Source organism: Maribellus maritimus (assembly GCF_022267315.1).
Lineage (GTDB): Bacteria > Bacteroidota > Bacteroidia > Bacteroidales > Prolixibacteraceae > Draconibacterium > Draconibacterium maritimum.
In genome coordinates, this window is the sequence record NZ_JAIKLE010000002.1 from 14,647 (window position 1) to 33,173 (window position 18,527).

General features: G+C 39.1%; 13 protein-coding genes. All 13 read right to left on the minus strand.

Annotation, left to right across the window (positions count from 1 at the left end; all coding sequences use genetic code 11):
* Positions 1-75: 75 nt before the first annotated feature.
* Positions 76-1,119: a FecR family protein gene (locus K5G00_RS02170; protein WP_238763945.1), complete on the minus strand. Its 1,044-nt coding sequence runs from the start codon at positions 1,117-1,119 to the stop codon at positions 76-78.
* A 245-nt stretch (positions 1,120-1,364) separates the two neighbouring features.
* Positions 1,365-1,949, minus strand: coding sequence for an RNA polymerase sigma factor (locus tag K5G00_RS02175; RefSeq protein WP_238763946.1), 585 nt, complete (start codon positions 1,947-1,949; stop codon positions 1,365-1,367).
* A 168-nt stretch (positions 1,950-2,117) separates the two neighbouring features.
* Positions 2,118-2,864, minus strand: coding sequence for a DeoR/GlpR family DNA-binding transcription regulator (locus tag K5G00_RS02180; RefSeq protein ID WP_238763948.1), 747 nt, complete (start codon positions 2,862-2,864; stop codon positions 2,118-2,120).
* A complete protein-coding gene (locus K5G00_RS02185) occupies positions 2,865-3,824 on the minus strand; it encodes an ROK family protein (protein ID WP_238763950.1) in 960 nt (319 codons plus the stop codon). It lies immediately after the preceding gene.
* Positions 3,825-3,828: 4 nt separating this feature from the next.
* A complete protein-coding gene (locus tag K5G00_RS02190) occupies positions 3,829-6,249 on the minus strand; it encodes a glycyl radical protein (RefSeq protein WP_238763952.1) in 2,421 nt (806 codons plus the stop codon).
* Position 6,250: 1 nt separating this feature from the next.
* Positions 6,251-7,165: a glycyl-radical enzyme activating protein gene (locus K5G00_RS02195; RefSeq protein WP_238763953.1), complete on the minus strand. Its 915-nt coding sequence runs from the start codon at positions 7,163-7,165 to the stop codon at positions 6,251-6,253.
* Between the two features lie 116 nt (positions 7,166-7,281).
* Entirely contained in the window at positions 7,282-8,772 is a 1,491-nt protein-coding gene (locus tag K5G00_RS02200; RefSeq protein ID WP_238763955.1) for a glycoside hydrolase family 88 protein, read from the minus strand.
* 6 nt (positions 8,773-8,778) lie between these two features.
* On the minus strand, positions 8,779-10,521 hold the full coding sequence (locus K5G00_RS02205) for a hypothetical protein (RefSeq protein WP_238763957.1): 1,743 nt from the start codon (positions 10,519-10,521) through the stop codon (positions 8,779-8,781).
* A 50-nt stretch (positions 10,522-10,571) separates the two neighbouring features.
* The gene (locus tag K5G00_RS02210) at positions 10,572-11,297 is read right to left on the minus strand and encodes a glucosidase family protein (protein WP_238763959.1); all 726 of its coding nucleotides are present in this window, start codon (positions 11,295-11,297) and stop codon (positions 10,572-10,574) included.
* Positions 11,183-11,863: a glucosidase family protein gene (locus tag K5G00_RS02215; RefSeq protein ID WP_238763960.1), complete on the minus strand. Its 681-nt coding sequence runs from the start codon at positions 11,861-11,863 to the stop codon at positions 11,183-11,185. The genes K5G00_RS02210 and K5G00_RS02215 overlap by 115 nt, the downstream gene beginning before the upstream one ends.
* Before the next feature lie 108 nt (positions 11,864-11,971).
* The gene (locus tag K5G00_RS02220; protein ID WP_238763962.1) at positions 11,972-13,363 is read right to left on the minus strand and encodes a glycoside hydrolase family 140 protein; all 1,392 of its coding nucleotides are present in this window, start codon (positions 13,361-13,363) and stop codon (positions 11,972-11,974) included.
* A 71-nt stretch (positions 13,364-13,434) separates the two neighbouring features.
* Entirely contained in the window at positions 13,435-15,081 is a 1,647-nt protein-coding gene (locus tag K5G00_RS02225; protein WP_238763964.1) for a RagB/SusD family nutrient uptake outer membrane protein, read from the minus strand.
* A gap of 18 nt (positions 15,082-15,099) precedes the next feature.
* Positions 15,100-18,474 carry a TonB-dependent receptor gene (locus K5G00_RS02230; protein ID WP_238763965.1) on the minus strand — a complete coding sequence of 1,125 codons (3,375 nt, stop codon included), beginning with the start codon at positions 18,472-18,474 and terminating at the stop codon, positions 15,100-15,102.
* Between the last annotated feature and the right edge of the window lie 53 nt (positions 18,475-18,527).

An 18,527-nucleotide genomic window follows, 5' to 3' on the forward strand; every position in this document is an offset into this window, starting at 1 on the left:
AGTAGTTAAACAACTTATTATTACTACACTGCTTAAATTTTGCAAGAGAGTGTTTGCGGCACTCTTTTGCTTTTTTTATTTAAAGGCAGACTGCCTTTTTTTATCGAGTTTTAATATTACTTTTCTCTTTTTATAAGTATTGTCGTTCGTGGTTTCCCGTGGTTTTTCCTCGAATGTTATTGGTGCCGTAAGGCTTAGTAACTTTAGAACTTCATCAAGAGGTTCGTCGATAAAAGTTGCCCGAAGTACATAGTCGAGAATTTCCGGATCCTCTATTATAATCTCAGCATTGTACCAACGTCCCAATCTTTCTGAAACCTGCCTCATTTTCTCATGGCGGAATATCAGTTTTCCTTCTGTCCACCCTATATATTGTAACGCTTCTGCATTGTTCTTTTGAACCGTTTTGTTTTGCGTATTTAATGTAAAAATCTGGTTTGGTTTTAGGGTGTCGTATACCTTCCCCTCGGGGGAAAGAATTTCCACTTTGCCGCTGTTTAGAATCACCTCTTCTTTTTTATCTTCTCGATAAGCAATTACATTAAACCTGGTTCCTAAAACTTTAATATTTAAGTTTTGTGTGCGAACAATAAAAGGATTTGATTGGTCGGGAACGATGTTAAAAAAAGCTTCACCTGTCACGGAAACGTGTCGTTCTCCAGAAAACGAAACCGGAAATCTTAAATTTGAGCCACTGTTCAGAAAACCGGTTGAACCATCAGGTAACTCAAATTTTGTGCGAACGCCTAATGGGCACTGAATTTCAGCATAAGCAGTATCTGCGCCATTTTTGTTTTTCTGAAGATATAATAACGTTAAAACTGAAAGTACCAGCGGAATAACAAGGATGGCAGCAATACGTTGAAAAACAGTTGTAAATCTGCTTTTTTGTTTTGTTTTTTCTTCTAGTTGAATTTGTCTTTTTAGCTTGTATAGCAGGTGGTCTATATTATTTTCCGGTAATGGCTCGTTAAAATAGCTGTTCCAATGTTCTTCAAGATGTTCTTTAAGTTTTGGCCTGTAGGATTTATCTTCAAAAACAGTCTTTACATTTCTGTAATCCTTTTTTGAATAGGTTCCTTTAAAGTAACGATGTAATATTTCAGGATTAAAATCCATTTGTTCGTTTTATCATTTATAAGATGTAATAGGGCAGATGATTGAAAATCCCCTAGTCAAAAAGAAAAAAAATGTAAAAAAATGTAACTTTTTGTGAATTTAGCAGGAGTAATTTTGACAATGAGTAGCTGCTCTCTGGGGGCTTTTTAAGAAAATTGTTTTTGTTAATTGTTTGATTATGAGTTTTTTTATTGATATTTTGAAATTGCTGTGCTGAGACACTCTTTTCTCTGATGGCAAAAAAATTAGTTCAAGATAAAAAGCAATATTGCTGAAATATTCTCTATGCCGAGTTCTTTTTTTATATTTTTAAGTGCTTCGCTTAAATGATTTTCAACGGTTTTTGGGGAAATTTTTAATTGTCTGGCAATTTCCTTTAGAGAAAGATCCTCTTTTTTCTTTTTAATCAATATTTCTTTCTGCCGTGGGGGAAGTTGATTGATAACAGTTTCTACTTTATCGAGCAGCATCTGATAATTAAGCCGCTCGTCCACATCATTTGTAAAATCAATAGCTTCTTCGATAATATGATGTTTGTATTCCTGCTGTTTTGTGGTACGTTCAAAATGCTCGAGTATTTGGTGGTAAGCAATTTTGAAAAGATAGGCCTTAAAGGATAATTCAGGTTTTAGATTTTTTCGCGTTCGCCATACTGTCAGAAATACCTCCTGCACAATTTCTTCTGCCTCTTCTTTCATTTTTAAATAACCGAAAACAAAGCCATAAAGCCTGTTCCCGTAAATGGAAAAAAGCTCATCGAAGGCAGTAGGAGCACCATGTTTTAAGGCCTTAACCAATTTATCTACATCCTTTTCATCCTGAATCTTCAATTTGTAATATGGCTTTTGAAATGTTAAAAGAAACCAAATTTAAATTACTTTTTGTAAAAATGAATCATCAAAATTATTAGAGAACCAAAAAATAATATTGTTTTCAGATGGGATTGAAACGATTTAGCATTTTTTCTTTTATCTGACGGAATGGTATTGATTCTGTTTTTATGCCAATATCATATCTACTCCGGCATTTTTTAGTTCTTTTTGAAAAGCAGAATCCAGCTCATTGTTGGTGGCGACATGTTGAATATCTTTTGGAAAGCAAATATTGGTTAGTTCGGTTTGACCAAATTTGCTTGAATCAGAAACAATAAAAACATCTCTGGCTTTTTGAATGATGTAACTCGAAATTTCAGCCCTGAATAAGTCGCGAATGGTAAAACCTGCATCATTGGAATATCCATCAATTCCAATAAATGCTTTATCAATATTTATCTGGTCGATACATGCTTTTGTAATTTTTCCAACAAGCGTTTCGCTGTCGTGTTGGTAAACCCCGCCCAATATAATTATATTGGCCTGTTCATTTTTGCGAAATTGACGAGCAATATAAACATTGGTGGTTATTATGGTTACTCTTTTTATTTTTAGAAGTTCTCGCGCCAGCAGTACATTTACAGAGCCTGATTCAATTAAAATCGTTTCACCTTCGCTTACATAAGAAGCAACTTTTTTGGCAATACGAAGTTTTTTCTCGTAGTTTACTCCCAGCCGGTTGGTTAAATCGTCAGCGTCTTTTAAAACTGCACCACCGTGCACGCGTTTTAACAAACCTTCAGCCTCCAGGTAATTTAAATCCTGCCGGATGGTAACCGATGAAACTTTTAATTTTTCAGTCAGTTCGTTTACTGAAGTCTGGTCATTTTTCCCCAGTATTTTTAGTATTTTGTTTTGTCGTTCGTTAAGCATTTATTCTAATGTTAGTGCAGCCGCGCCAATTACACCTGCGTCGGCACCAATGTTGGAAATAACTATTTTTATCGGATCAAAAATCATATCTCGGGCAAGTTCATAGAACGTTGCTTTTATTTTGTGAAGATAAAAGTCGCCCCAATTAGTCAATCCTCCCCCCAGAACAATAAGTGGCGGATTTAAAGTCTGAAAAATATTATAAATTCCCAAACCTACATAATATGCACTATCGGAAATTATTTCTTTTGAAACCGGATCGTCCATATCCAGGCCTTTCTTCAGATATTGTCCGCTTAACTTTGAAATATCAAAATGGGGAGGAATATTGAGTTTGCTTTTTTTCCCTTCTTTTATTTTTTTATGATAAAGGAAGGGCAGTGCCATTCCGCAAGCCAGGGCCATAAGGCAACCTTTGTTTCCGCAAGTGCAAGTGAGTTCGGTGTGTGGCTCAACAATGGTGTGCCCAACCTCACCTGCTGTCCCGGTAGCCCCGCGGAACAGTTTTTTATTGATTACTATTCCGGCACCAATTCCAGTGCTTATGGTAAGAAACACCATATCATCGTATCCTTTTCCGGCACCAAATTTATAAGCTCCAAAAGCCTGCGCATTGGCATCGTTGTCCAAAATCACCGGAATTTTAAAATACTTCTGCATCGCGTCTCGTAAGGGGTAATTTTTAAATCCTTTCAGATTGGAAGTGGTAATAATTACACCGTCGCGAAAACGAATGTGTCCTGCGCAACCCATCCCGATTCCCACCAAATCGGTTTCCTGAAGTTGGTTTCGCTGAATGAGTTCTTTGATTTGTTGGGCTACGAGCTTTACAAGACCGTCTTCCTTTAAATTGACATGTGCACAGGTATTGATTTTGTCAATAATTTTTCCTTTGGTGTTTACCAGGGCGATGGCGCATTTTGTACCGCCAATATCAACTCCGCAAAGCAGTTTTTCCATTGGTTTAAAAGTTTAGTGAATGTTCAGTTCGTGCGATTATATCATCTTGAGTATCCGGTGATAATGTAGTAAAAAAAGCAGAATAACCCGCCACACGTACAATCAGGTCGCGGTATTTTTCGGGATTCTTTTTGGCTGCCAAAAGTGTTTCCCTGGAAACAATATTATACTGCACATGCCATCCTTTTAAATCGGTAAAAAAAGTTCTGATTACCGAAATCAGTTTTTCTTTGTCAGTATCTTTTTGGATAGTTGCCGGAGATAATTTCTGATTTAACAATACACCTCCCATAATTTTTTTAGTCGGAAGTTTCGCTACCGATTTAAAAACTGCTGTTGGTCCGAGAATATCGGTTCCTGACGAGGGCGAACTTCCTTCAGCTACCGGTGTAAATGCTTTTCTTCCGTCGGGTGTTGCCGGAACAACTGCTCCGTTTGGAACATTCGCTGAAATGCTTGATGTGCCTGCATAATAACGACATCCAATGGGACCCCGGTTGTAGCGCGTGGTATGGTATTTTTCAATTTCTTCAATAAATTCGAGGTAAGCATCTTTAAGTAAAATATCTACATAATCGTCGTCGTTTCCGTATTTGGGCGCAAAATTTAACAGAAGTTGTCGTGTCTTTTCTCCTTCAATACCTTCGAAGTTGGTTTCAATGGTATGTAATAATTGCTCTTTTGAAATCCGTTTTTCCTCAAAAACCAGTTTTTTGATGGCAGCCAGCGAATTTCCGAGGTTGGCAATCCCTACTTGTAATCCGGAAACAAAATCGTATTTCGAGCCGCCTTCCTTAATTGTTTTTCCACGCGGAATACAACGGTCAACAAAGGCCGAGCACAAAATATCCGGCACATTTTCTTCCAGCGCCGTATCCACAGCAGCATCAATTTCAATCGTTTTTTTTGCGTAAAATTTTATCTGGTGTTGCCAGGCTTTATACAGGTCATCGAATGTTTCAAAATCCAGAAAATTTCCGGTTCCCTTACAGAAGGTTTTTCCCGTTTGTTTATCCAGACCATCATACATTGAAGCCAGGAAAACGCGCATGAAATTTAAAAAACTCATGCCGGTGCAACGGTAACCCCATTTGCCGGGAACAGCAATTTCAATACAACCAATTGCGGAGTAATTCATGGCATCTTCTTCTTCAACACCGAGATTTAGAAGACCGGGAATCACAATTTCATCGTTGTTAAAGGAAGGCATACCAAAACCTTTTTCAATGATCCGCATGCATTCCATCATAAATATCTGGTTGATATTTTTATGAAAACGAACCGAAAGGTTGGGCTGCGTTAGTTTCATTTTTCCAACCGAGTCAAGAATTAAAAAGCTAAGTTCGTTGACCGCATCTTTTCCTTCAGTTGTCTGTCCGCCGATGGTTACATTCTGGTAAAGCGGGCCACCAGCCGAAAATCGTGTATGCGACCATGGGCGGATTTTATTGATTGACAGCAATTTTATCCAGGTGTTTTCCAACAACTCCGAAGCAAATTCTTCTGTAATTTTTCCGGTTATTTTATCGTGGTAATAGAAAGGGAACAGGTATTGATCCATTCGTCCCAGCGATACACTGTGGCCGTTACTTTCAATTTGTAAAACCAACTGCACAAAATAGGCGAGCTGCAATGCCTGATAAAAATCTGTCGGTGGATTTTCTGTAATAGCAGCACAGTTTTCCGCTATCTTTTTTAGTTCTTCCGATTTTTTTTCATCTGCCTCAAGCAAAAACATTGAAGTGGCTAAATAATGGAATCTTTTTATAAATGACTGAAAGGCTTTTATTGAAATTGAGAGAGCATTATAAAAATGATCTTTTTTAACGCCTTCCAATTTTGTACGGTCTGTTTTTTTATGATAATGTCTTATTTCTTCAAGATAGCCTTTTAATCCTATCTTTAGTATTTTGTAGAAGTCAACAGCAATGTGTGCATCGCCCGAAGTAAGGTTTCCCGTCGCTTTTATGATAGCTGAATCCTGCAAATCGCGTAATTCCTGCGACATGAGTGCACGTCCCCGGTCCCAAAGTACTTTCCCTTTCCACCACTTTGCAATTTCGTTTAGTTCCTTTTTATGTTCATCTGTGATAAAAAATGCATCGCCCGGACGTTTGTCCAGCTCATCCATTTCGTTTGGAAGCCAGTCGACAGCATATTCCGGAAAAATGGGAGCTGCGCGGTGTTGCGACGACTGATTTCCCACAATCAACTCTCCGTCGTCGATAAAAATTGTCATTTCTTTCAGCGTTTTTTCTAAAGCCAATGCACGTTTAATTATTACCGGCTGGTCTTCGTTATCCTGATAAATCTGGGTATAAAACTTTGCCCGTTCGGTACAAACCGATGGTTTTGAGCTTATCACTTTTTCGCGAAGATTTGCAATCCTTTGGGTTACCTGAGTTGATTTAATTTCTGTTTGCATTTTAACCTCCAATTTTTGTCCGAAACCCTTTTGATTCTGCGTATTTCATATATGATTCCAGTTCGTCATCTTCTGTCTTTTTTGTATTTTTCATTAGATAGGGAATGCCAAGCATCTTGTATTTTTCGACACCAAAAGTGTGATAGGGCAGAAAGTTTATCTCCCTGGCATTTTTTAACGATGAAACAAAATCTATCATTTTAGTCATTTCTTTTTCTGAATGATTAAAGCCCGGAATTACCGGAATACGGATAATGTATTTTGCTCCTGAGTTGTCCAGTTTTAACATGTTGGTCATTACCAGAGAAACATTACCTCCCGTGTATTTTTTAAATTTTTCTTTGTTTGTGTGCTTTAAGTCTGCTAAAAATGTGTCAACCAGAGTCAGATGTCGCTCTATTTTGTCCCATTTTACATGCAATGTGGTTTCTACATTCACATTAATTTTTTTCTCTTTCAGTAATTGTAAAAGATTGGTCAAACTTTCTCCCTGTGCAAATGGTTCACCTCCGGAAAGCGTTACACCGCCATTTTTACCGAAAAAAAGAATGTCTTTTTCTATTTCAACAAGAATTTCGGCTGCTGTTTTGTTTTCGCCGGAAATGGTTAGCGCTTTTGAAAGGCAGGTGTTTTTAAGTTTTTCAGGATTTTCGATTAAATCGCGGTTAATCTGAATTCCATCCTTTGTTTTTGAAATGGCTTTTTTTTCCGCCAGAATACAATCACCAAAATTTTTGCAGAATTTTTTTTTATACAAAACGCTGTAATCAAAGGACTGACTTTCAGGATTACTACACCACCAGCAACTCAGCGGACAACCTTTGTAAAAGATGACAGTCCGGATGCCATTCCCGTCGTGGGTAGAAAATCGCTGAACATTAAAAATCATGGTTAGTTGTATATTAATTTGTTTCAAAATTATAAATTATTTTCAAATGAAAGTTTATTTACTTTCGTTTAAAAATAAAATATTGTTGAATAACATGATTTTTCAGGTGGCAAAAGGGGAAACCTGTGGGGGCGAATTAATTCTTATCGTTCTGCATACAACTGTGCCATCATGCCCATTCCCATCTGTGCAATCACCCGGTAATCGCTTTGCTGGAGTTCTACACCACCGCGATTATCCTGAGCAACACCTTTAAGGAATCCATCAGGAGTAAGGTAGTTCTCCAGGGTTTTCCAACATTTTTCGGCAATCGAGCGGTATGATTCAGATAAAAATCCGTTGTTTATCCCGGTGAGAATTGCAGCGGAAATTCCTGCAGAACCTGAGGTGTCGGGCAAGCTGTTTGGCTCGTGCATAAAACAGTTCCACAGTCCGTCTTTGCGCTGCATGGAAACAGCAATTTTTACAGCTTCTTCAAATTTATCGATAATTTCGTCCACTTTCATTTCATCCATCAGTTCTGATATTGTGCGTGAAAATCCCAGCAGAGTCCAGGCTGCACCCCGCGCCCAGTTGGGGTAAGTGTATCTTCCTTCGGTGTAGTATCGCAAATTCAGTTTATTATCATTTATCAATACATACCGGTGTTTTAATTGTTCCAATGCATTTTCCTTTAAGGCTTTATTCTGCCAGATTTTTCCAATTACGGCCATCGGATAGGCAACGGTGTAACAACCTTCGGCCGAAACCATTGTTCCATCGATGACCATTCCGTTTTCTTTTTTCATTTCCTGCCACCCTTTTACAACCGTTTTTAAAATTGGGTGTTCCGGATGCAAACGGGCCAAAGTAGCAAATGGAATGGTTGATTCAATACCATTAACACGGTTGTCGTTGGGTTTACTTCGGGCGTTTTCGTATACCAGGTTTTGCTTTTTATCAAAATATAAATCGAGATGTTGCTGAATTGCTTTGAGCGCCCTTTTATTATTTTTTTTGCTGAAAATTTGCCATAATCCATCGAGTACGGTGCCTTCGCGCCAGCCAAAAGCCTGAGTCGAATTTATTGAAAGAAAACAGTTCAAAAAGTCGTCGATGGTTCCTGTATTGTTTTGTGAAGAAAGCAAATGAGGCAGAAAAGCTGTGTTGTTCACTTTTGAATCGGGTTGGTTAAAATACCAAAACGGAGTAGAACTTTCAAGGGTAATTTTTATTCCCTGCCTGTTTATTTCAGGAATATATTTTTTATTGATTTTTACTTCATACGGAACAAGAACAGAGGAAAACTGAATGTCAACCGTTCCCAGTTTTTCTTTGGAATTGGCAAGTTGGAGGTGAAGCTGTTTTTTATCCCAGATTTCCTGTGCTACTGAAACCCGGAACCACAAGTTTCCGTCAGGTATTTTTTTATCCGGCTTTACGATAACAGAATCACCGGGAAGCAAACCGGCAGCCGACCATCCAAATGGGATTCTCTGTCCGTCGGGAAGTTCGGGAGACTTAAAATTTAATTGTTTAAGAACAATCCGCGTAGTCTCTTTATTTTGAGAAAACATTGACATCGCCGGCAAGGGTGAAAGTAAAATTCCAAAACTGCCTAATTGCGCTGTATGTATAAAGTCTCGTCGTTTCATGTTTTTTTACTTATTAAAACTTTCCCAATTTTGTCCGAAATAAGCTTTTAAGGTTTTGTTTCTGAGTTGCTTGTTGTTGGTTTCCTCGGCGCGATTATATAAATCGGTGAAAATGTAGAACTGCAGCCAGTAACCAAACCTGTATTTCTCGTTTAAACTTTTTGGGTGCATCAGTTGGGCGTACCATTTATAATTAATATTGGAAACCCTGGCTGCTTCGATTGCCAATTCAGCCTGTTGCCACATTTGGCTGGCTGCCTTTTCAAAAAGTTGATTTAGATTTTCGGGTTTGACTTCCGCCGGGTTATAAATCTCAAATGAAGTTTTTACTCCCAGTTCATTTAAGTTGAATGATTTTTCAAAAATAGTATCGCCATTCAAATCATATTTCACAAAGTCGAGAAATCCGTCATTGTTGGTATCTTCGTATCCAACGGTAGCAAATTTTTCTGGTATTTTCTGGTCTCTTTTGTATTGGCCTGCATATAATCCTCCCCATCCCTGATAGGAATCAGCATCCTGATCGATTCGCCAGTATCCGTTTTCTGCACCGTATAAATGAATCCGGTTATCAAACCCTATATATAATTTTCCCTGTCCGGAATTATCGGTGTCCCATTCTCCGCGGTCGCCAGTGGCGTCGGCTTGCGGATTATTATCGATTCCTCCTTTTTGCATTCCGATTTTGAAGGGATTCCCCGGCTGATAAAATTCAACGCGTTCCCATCGTTCACAATCGTCGTCTTCATCAAATGTAAACCAGCATTGTTCCCATATTCCTTCATTGTAAACCTTGTTCCAGGCTGAGTCGTGGTCGGTATAAACCAGTTCGTTCATTTTTCGCCAGCGAACATCATAAAATAATAAATCGGCAGCAGGCAAGCCGCGCATTTTGTCAAACTGGTGAATTTGCTCGGTGTAAGAAAAACCTTCGCCGTTAAACCGGATACTCAGATCAAAATCAAATTCGTTGGACGGACCATTGTCGTTATCCAAATCAAACGACATATAAACATGATCTATTTTACCGGTAGGGTAGGTGTCAATTTCGTCGTCTTCATTTTCTTTTTTGAACTCGCAACTGTCTTCCAGTCGAATCGCCATTTCAGTCAAGCCATCATCATCAATATCGTAAAACAGAAAAGGGTTTTCCCAACTGTAACGCAAATCGCTGAAACGGTAACTGTGAACGTGAGCTTTTTGGAAAAGCGTTTGTCCGTGGTAATCTTCGTAAAAGTTGGCTGCCCCATAATGCTCCCAGCAACGCAGTACCATTTCTTTCCAATTTACATAATTGAAGGTTTCGTCTTGTTCCGGATCGATAATCCACATGTAATTGCTGCTCCATTCCCAGTAATTTTTTATATGTGGATTACTGTTTTCTACTACCACCTGCATGTCTGCAACTCCGTCGGAATTGTTATCCACCCAGTCAAGGCTGATGTCGCCGGGGCCGGCAAAAATGCCGTCGTTGTTCCTGTCAATTATCAGGCAATCACTGTCTAAATCTCCTTCCCAGTCGCTTGGCTGCATGTCGTCATCATCGTCGATCCAGAAAACAGGAATGGTATCAAAAACAGTTGATTTTATCAAATCGGGGTCGCCATCGTTATCTAAATCTATTCTTTGAGGCGCTGACGTAAAATCAGGTTTGAATGAACGAATTAATGATTTTTTTATTTGAATTGGTTGACTGAGAATTGTTGAAACACAAAATAAAAGGCTTATTATAATGACTGTTTTTTTCATAGAATTCACATTAAAAAGGATAAAATTTATTTTTTGGACACATATAAGTTTTAGTTTCTTATGATTTCTTTTTCCAATAGTTGAATTGCAACAAAAAGCACGCCGGCGGAACCTCTAAATGTTCCCGATCCACGGGGTTGATTATCAATGGTGTACCATTCGTAAAAACCGTCATTTTTCATCACCCGGTCGGTCATCGGAACCAACTGTTCGAAGGCTTCACTAAAAAAACCGTATTTAATCAGTTGCTGAATCATTCTTCCACCAAACCAGGTCCAGTCGCCACCATTTTGATAACTGTATTCCGGATTCATAATTTTGTTGGCAAAAAATCCTTCGGGATATGCCGGATAAAGTGTTAATCCAATCGATACTGCACCTGCTTTTTTTACCAGGGCAACCATTTGTTTTAATGAACTTTTAATTTCATTTTTTGAAAGTAAACCTGCTTCAATTGCTGTGGCAGTTCCTCCAAAATAGTATATTTCATCTTCGTTAAAATCATCCGGGAAAGGCGATTTGTTAAGATAAATATGAGGCTTGAATTTTTGTTTCTTTTTGTCCCATAGATATTTTCTGCAATTTTGTGTCAGTTCTTTTTTTAGTTGTCCCCATTTTTTCTCTTTCTGAGCTTGGATTTCCAGAAGGTTGTCCAAGGCAATTAACAACATGGCATTATCGTAGATATCGATGGCTCGGTGGGTGTTTTCGTCAATATCAACACCCCATCCGTGTTCGGGCTGCACATCTCCCAGTCGGCCGTTGTGGCTCCCCAAATTAAACCGTATTCTTCAGAGAAACGGTGATTTAATAAAAATTCAATGGCCCAATCTATTCTTTCCAGAACGGTTTTGTTTCCTATCTTTTCAGAAAGAACAGATGAATCGCCTGTAACTTTTATATATTTATAAACAGCCTGAATCAGAGAAGATTCCTGATCGGTTTCTACCGTATTTTTATGCCCTACATAACGCGACTCCAGTTCAGAAGTAATATAATCGTAGTCAACATACGCCTTTTCCTTTGGAACAAATCCATCGATAATATTTCCGTCATCTCCCTGCATTTTGAAGAATACCAGTAAGTTTTCTTTTAAATCTTCGGAAGAATATACTTCCGAAGCCAGTTCAATAAATGTATTGTAGTCGCGAATCCAGACTTCGCTGTACCCATCTCCCGCATTAAATCCGGTTTTAATGATTTCAAGAGCTTTGGATTTTGTATAAGAAATCGATGCTGTAGCGTTTATTTTATCAGCCAGTTTTTTCCTTTCGGAAGATTGTTTTGCGTTACAGGATAATAAAGTGAGGACAAATAACAGGAATGCGAAGTAGCTTTTCATACTGTAGTATTTATTGTTTTAGGCTGTTGCATCTACTAAAATACATTTTTTAATTTATTGAGACAGAAACATGATTTTTCAAAATAGTTAAAAAATAGACAGGTCGTATTAGTTTTCCACTGACTCCAATATCAATACCCAGTCGGTTTCTTGTTGAGAAGAAGGGGAATTGGGTGGAATAAACGTTATCAATCCGGAATTTGGTTTGGTTTCGGTTTGAGAATATTTGTTGTTTCCGGGATTAAACCATTTTGCTTTAACCGATTCTCCTTTTATATGCCCCATCCTGATTGCTACCGGCCGGCCAGTGGGAATATATATCAGCGCATAGTTGTTTCCGCGGGTTGCAGCGATGTGATCTGTGTCCAAACCCGGGTTTGATGCAATCATATTCTGATCGGGAATACGCTCAAAAAAAGGAAACGATTTTATCAAATTTTTCAGATAGCCCATTTGAGTTGAACTAACCGCCTGAATTGCATTTTTCCAGATAATATTTTTGTTTTCATTCTCTTTTACAAAATTCCAAATTCCGTGATGTCCGTAGGTGTGTCCAAAACTACCGGAAAAAACAGACCAGTATGCTGCCCGGCGTGCATAAAAATCAGTTTTCTCTTTGTTGTTATTTTCTCCAAGAAACGGATAGCTTGATTCCAAATCAATTACAGGCGTGTTTTTATAGTTGTTATAATCGTTCTGAATCATCTTCCAATTTAAAATATTTGTTCCGTGCCCGGATTGAATTGCGTTAAAATCGATCCACTTTTCACCAGGAAAATCATCTGTTGAATGACGTTTCCCTACCGGATGGAAAGTCATCAGCATTTTGCTGTAGTCCTCACTTCCGGTTAAACCCGTTGCCAGACCTTTTGCCAGCGAACGCCAGATTGCTTTAGCTTCTTTCGTGCAAGCCGAACGATCGCCTCCTAAAATCCAAATTATATTTGTATAATTCTTGTAACGCTCTCCAACAAATTTTCCGTAAATAAATGCGTTATCAACATCAAAGATTGAATTTACAATACCATCGCGAAATTCTGTTGTGACATATTCGCCCCAGGTTGGTAACAAGCCAATATAAAGTCCTTTTGATTCAGCAAGTTTAATTGTTTTATCTATATAGTCCCAGTAATCATTATTTTTTCCCGGAATGGTGTCAGGTTTTTCCGGATCGCCGTTTATAAGCGGCTTTTGTCCATACTGGTTGGTTGCATCAATGGTATGAAAATCATTTTCAGACAGAATGGTACACTGAATTACATTAAATCCTTTTGAACTTCTGTCTTCAAAATACAGCGATGCTTCTTCTGTGTTTAGTTTAAGGAATATTTCCCATGCCGTATCTGCCAGCCAAAAAAACGGGGTTCCGTCATCATAACATAAATATCTGTTATTGTCTGCAACCTTTAATTTTTGAAGTTTATTTTGTGCAAAAAGATTGTTGGGAAGAAAGATAATTTGAATGAGGAACAGAAGGAGAAATTTGTAGATGTGCTTCATGTTGAAAGAAATAAAAGGAAAACACCCGGTTTAACCGGGTGTTATGTCTTTTCAATCTGTTTAAATAAGAATTAATAGCCCGGATTTTGAACCATGTTGGGGTTTAAGTCAAGCTCTTGTGTTGGAATTGGCCACAGTACATTGTGTTCGTCAATTTGGACTGCCGGGTTTTCGCGTCCAAATTTGTTGGCTGTCCAGTAATTTTCCATTTCGTCAACATAAATTCCCCAACGTCGCATATCGTAAAATACATGACCGTATTCAGTTGCCAGTTCCCTGATTCGTTCTTCGCGGATATACTGTCTCAGGTCGCTTTGTGAACCAGCTATACCAGCCGGTACATCGGGCATTGAAACGGATGGCCTGCTACGGACCCTATTTACATATTTTGTTGCTTCATCCAAATTATTTAGTTCCATTTGAGCCTCAGCGTAAAGCAATAATACATCAGCAAAACGTAAAACAACCATGTTCATGTCACTTTGTGCAAATCCTTCTTCGTAAACAATCATTTTCAGGTTGCCGTAATTTGATTCCATTGGACTTGCAGCGGTAAAGGTATTTTCCGGCCATTTTTCATCTACATAGGGATTGCCCTCGTATGCAACGGTCCATTTTAAGCGCGGGTCGCGGTGTGCAAAGGCGTCTTCCGGATCAAATTCAGGGTCGTCGGACGAGAATGTAAAATAGTCCTGACTTTCACCACTTCCTGTCCATGTGCTTGTTACTTTGTAGCCATTTTTTGTTTCGTATAAGTCAACCAGATAATCGGTTGGTTCGATATAATTCCATCCATTTCCTCCAACATCCAGTCCGGCAGCACCGGTGGCGCAGTATGAAACAAAAGAATTTCCGTACTGATCGCCGATTCCGCTCATATACTGCCACTCAAAAATAGATTCAATACCATTTTCACCTTCCGGCCAAAACTGATCAATAAAACCGGTTGCTCCGGGTGTTAATTCGAAATTATTAGAGTCGATAACTTTTTTTAACTCGGTAGAGGCATTTTCCCATTGTTCTTCAGCACAATAAATTTTACCGAGTAAGGATTGTGCTGCTTCCTTACTTGCCCTTCCCATTTCTGCTGGTGAGTTGCGATACTTTGTAATAGAAGGTAGAAGATTCTGGGCTTCTTTTAAATCGCTTATCATTTGTTCCGTAATGGCAGTTTTGGTATCACGCTCTGGGTAATATGTTTCTGTTGTAACCGGCTCGGTAATAAGAGGCATACCTCCCCAAATATCACTTAAATAAAAGTAGTAAATAGCTCTCAGGAACAAAGCTTCGCCTTTTATCTGGTCTTTTAGCCCGGCAGTGGTAAATATTCCATCTTCTGCTTCTTCAAGTCGGTACAACACTTCATTTGCCCGCGCTATGCCTATCCACCAATAGCTGAACCAGGCACGAACATCGCCGGGAACACCGTCGGGAGTATAGCCATTGCCACCCCAGTCGAATTGACCAAACCTACCACTTCCACGGGTTGCAACAGGAGTAGCGATATCAACCATTGGAAAAAATTCCATTTTTTGCCGCCAGATATTATTAATTCCGTACACTCCATTTATGGATTGAATAAAATCGTCTTCACTTTTATAGAATGTCTCTGTTGTGAGCTGATCTTTAGGCAATGTTTCGAGAAAACTCTCTTTGCAGCCGGTTGAATTCAGAAGCAACAGAGCAAATAATGCGAAATATAAAATTTTTGTCTTCATCGTTTCAAATTTTTTAGGTTAGAAAGTTATGGTTACACCTGCCTGGAATGTTCGAGCCTGGGGAGTATTGGAGCCTCCTCTGGTGTAAACCATGTCAATGTATCCGGTGCTGTCGGATCGCTTTTGTCTGACTCCTATTTCCGGGTCAAATCCAACATAATCAGTAAACGTTAACAGGTTTGTTCCGGAGAGAAATACCCTGATTTTATTGATCGGGATTCCCGAAAGAAGTTGGTTGGGAAGCGTATATCCAATTTGCAGGTTTTTAACCCTCAGGTAACTTGCATCCATGAGCCAGCGGGTATTACAAACATTGTTAATTCCCCGGATTCCACTGCCTATCGCCGGATAATAACTGTCGTCTCCCTCTTGTGTCCATCTGTTATCGTATACTTCCTGATACATATTTGTGTAATCATAGAGTGTTCCGAAATCCATCGCGAATTCAGGTGTCACCATTATATTTTTACCAAATTCACCCTGAAGCTGAATGCTCATATCCAGGTTCTTCCATTCGAGATTGACATTTCCTCCATAGTAAAATTCAGGGATAGAATTACCCAGAAACTTTCTGTCATCTTCGTCAATTGTTCCACTGTTATCCAGGTCTTTATACTTAAAATCGCCGGGTCGCGCTCCATCAAGTGTCGGGCTGGCGGCTATATCTGCTTCCGACTGATAAATGCCTTCAACAACATAACCGTAATAGGAGTTTATGGACTGCCCCTCTTCCGTTCTGGTGTATAAGTCGATGATGGGGGCAACATCTCCCATGTCGACTACCTTATTTTTTACATGCGTAATGTTGAACGAAATATCGTATTTCAATTCATGCGATCTGTTGATGTATTGGGCTGTGAATTCCCATCCTGAGTTGTCTACTCCTCCAATATTTACATAAGGATCGCTGCTGTAACCGGTGGTTGAAGGAAGCGGAAGAATTAAAAGCATATCCGTTGTCTTCCTTTTAAATACGTCCAAAGTCATATTAAACTGATTGTTGAACAAACCTAAGTCGAGGGCAATATTTGTTGTGGTTGTCTTTTCCCATGTAATATCTTCGTTGTATGCGCCGCTGACAGTGGCACCGGAATTTAGCGCCTGTTCTTCGCCAAACACATAACCAGCACCAAACGAAATAGAACTTAACCATTTGTAGGATGGAATATTTGAATTCCCCAACGAACCAATACCGGCTCTTAATTTCATATTGCTGATGACTGAATTATCTTTTAAAAAGCTTTCTTCAGAGATTCTCCATCCAAAAGATGCCGACGGAAAAACTCCCCATCGGTTTTTAGGCGCAAAAACGGAAGAGCCGTCCCTTCTCACGTTCATTTGAAGCAGGTATTTGTTGTCGAAGGAATAGTTAATTCTTCCGAATTGAGAGGAAAGGGATCCTTCACCTGAAGAGCCGGAGTTGTTGTAGTCTTCACTTCCTGCGTTGATAGCAACAAGACTATTTCGGGGGAAGGTATTTCTGTATGCGCTCATATAAGCTGATTCTGACTTTTGGGCCGAAATACCTGCCAAAATATCAAAATGGTGTTTTTTGTAATCTTTTACATAAGTGAGAAGATTTTGCCATTCCCATATTGAACTTGTATTATCGTAAACAGTTAAGGATGCCGGGCTTTGATGCCTGTACGGTGCAGAATGATCGGTGTCCTCCGGGCGGTAGGTAAACCATTCCGGGCGGAAATCTTCCCGGTAACTGTCATAACCGGAAATATTAAATACGGTTTTAAACTTTAACCCGTCCCACAGTTTTAGTTCAGAATATAAATTTACAGTTGTTGAATTGGCTTTTGCACTATTGTCGACACTGTTGTACGACATTACCGGGGTATTATTTTGGAGTTGATCTTCACCTGTACCTTCCCTCGGTGTCCCGGGTAATCCATCCTCATTGTACAACGGTATTGTCGGTGGAGTAAACATTGCTCCGTTGATATCAGCAGAATGATTGCTTGACCAGGTTTTGTAATGATAGGTTCTCAGACCGGCGCTAAATCTTTCTGTTACAAACTCAATGTTACTTCGGGCACTTGCTCTCTGATAGTTTTCCCCTATCATGATGCCGTCCTGATTGTAGTAGTTGATATTTACAGCGTACTGAAGATTTTTTGAGCCACCCGTTGCCGACAGGTTATAATCCTGTACCGGAGCACTTCTGAAAATATAATCAAACCAATCTGTATTTGTGGTTTGCAATTCAGGAGCCTGATCGCCAACCCAATATTGTGTTCCTGTTCTTGCCAGGGTTGATTCATTCATTTTTCTGCACCAGTCTTCCGAGTCGAGTAACTTTGGAATATTTGTTGCTTGCTGTGTTCCGTATTTTACATTTACATTTACCTTCAATTCCTGGTTTCTTTTTCCGGTTTTTGTGGTAATAAGAATAACACCGTTTGCTGCTCTGGCTCCGTAAATTGAAGCAGAAGCTGCATCTTTTAACACGGTAATGGTTTCCACATCGTTGGGAGATACCTGGTTGATATCGCCCTGGAATCCATCGATAATTACCAATGGGTCAACACCTGAATAAACTGAACCTACTCCACGGATTCTTAGGACAGATCCCGCTCCGGCACTTCCTGATGATTGTGAAACATGTAATCCGGGTAAACGGCCCGAAATAGCGGTGCTCACACTTGATGAGTTTACTTTTACCAATTCACTGCCGTCAGCAGAAGAAACAGACCCGGTAACATCCCTTTTTTTCATGGTTCCATAACCTATGGCAACTACTTCTTCAAGACCGATTACTCCTTCTTCCAAAACAACGTCAATTTGTCGCTTTCCTTCAACCGGAATTTCCTGACTTTGCATTCCAACAAAAGAAAACAACAATATGGCATCATTGGCATTTACTGAAAGTGAATATTCTCCGTTCGTGTTCGTAACTGTTCCGTTGCCGGTTCCTTTTTCTAAAACGGTAACCCCCGGAAGCGGCATTCCATTTTTGTCTTTTACTGTCCCGTTAACAGGTTTTTGTTGTTCGCCTCTAATAATAGCATCACCAAAATTACTTTCTTTTTGACGTACGATTATATAGCGGTCAACAATTTTATAGTCCAGTGAGGTGCCGCTCAGAACCTGGTCAAGGATTTCCATAACAGTTGCATCCTCAACGTTTACAGAAACATTTTCTATTTTTTTTAAATCTTCCCGCTGATAAAAGAAGTAAAATTCGCTTTTATTTTCTATCTCTTTAAATAAGTCGACGATGTTATTATTGTTGAATGAGATATCCAATCTGGTATTTTGTGAATACGTGGAGGCACTCACACTCACCAGGCCAAGAAGAAATATCGCAAAAGTCAATTTCATTTTTAATAAAAGTTTTTTTAAAGGCCGTTCAAAAACAGCCCGGTTTGATCGTTTTTTCATAAATTTGAATGTTTTAAATGATTATTACAACTTGTTTTAATCGCTAAGCGGTG

Coding starts and splice junctions, on each gene's coding strand:
- K5G00_RS02220 (WP_238763962.1), bottom strand. CDS start 13,363: ATGAAGCACATCTACAAATTTCTCCTTCTGTTCCTCATTCAAATTATC.
- K5G00_RS02185 (WP_238763950.1), bottom strand. CDS start 3,824: ATGGAAAAACTGCTTTGCGGAGTTGATATTGGCGGTACAAAATGCGCC.
- K5G00_RS02170 (WP_238763945.1), bottom strand. CDS start 1,119: ATGGATTTTAATCCTGAAATATTACATCGTTACTTTAAAGGAACCTAT.
- K5G00_RS02190 (WP_238763952.1), bottom strand. CDS start 6,249: ATGCAAACAGAAATTAAATCAACTCAGGTAACCCAAAGGATTGCAAAT.
- K5G00_RS02215 (WP_238763960.1), bottom strand. CDS start 11,863: ATGAAAAGCTACTTCGCATTCCTGTTATTTGTCCTCACTTTATTATCC.
- K5G00_RS02205 (WP_238763957.1), bottom strand. CDS start 10,521: ATGAAAAAAACAGTCATTATAATAAGCCTTTTATTTTGTGTTTCAACA.
- K5G00_RS02225 (WP_238763964.1), bottom strand. CDS start 15,081: ATGAAGACAAAAATTTTATATTTCGCATTATTTGCTCTGTTGCTTCTG.
- K5G00_RS02230 (WP_238763965.1), bottom strand. CDS start 18,474: ATGAAAAAACGATCAAACCGGGCTGTTTTTGAACGGCCTTTAAAAAAA.
- K5G00_RS02200 (WP_238763955.1), bottom strand. CDS start 8,772: ATGAAACGACGAGACTTTATACATACAGCGCAATTAGGCAGTTTTGGA.
- K5G00_RS02180 (WP_238763948.1), bottom strand. CDS start 2,864: ATGCTTAACGAACGACAAAACAAAATACTAAAAATACTGGGGAAAAAT.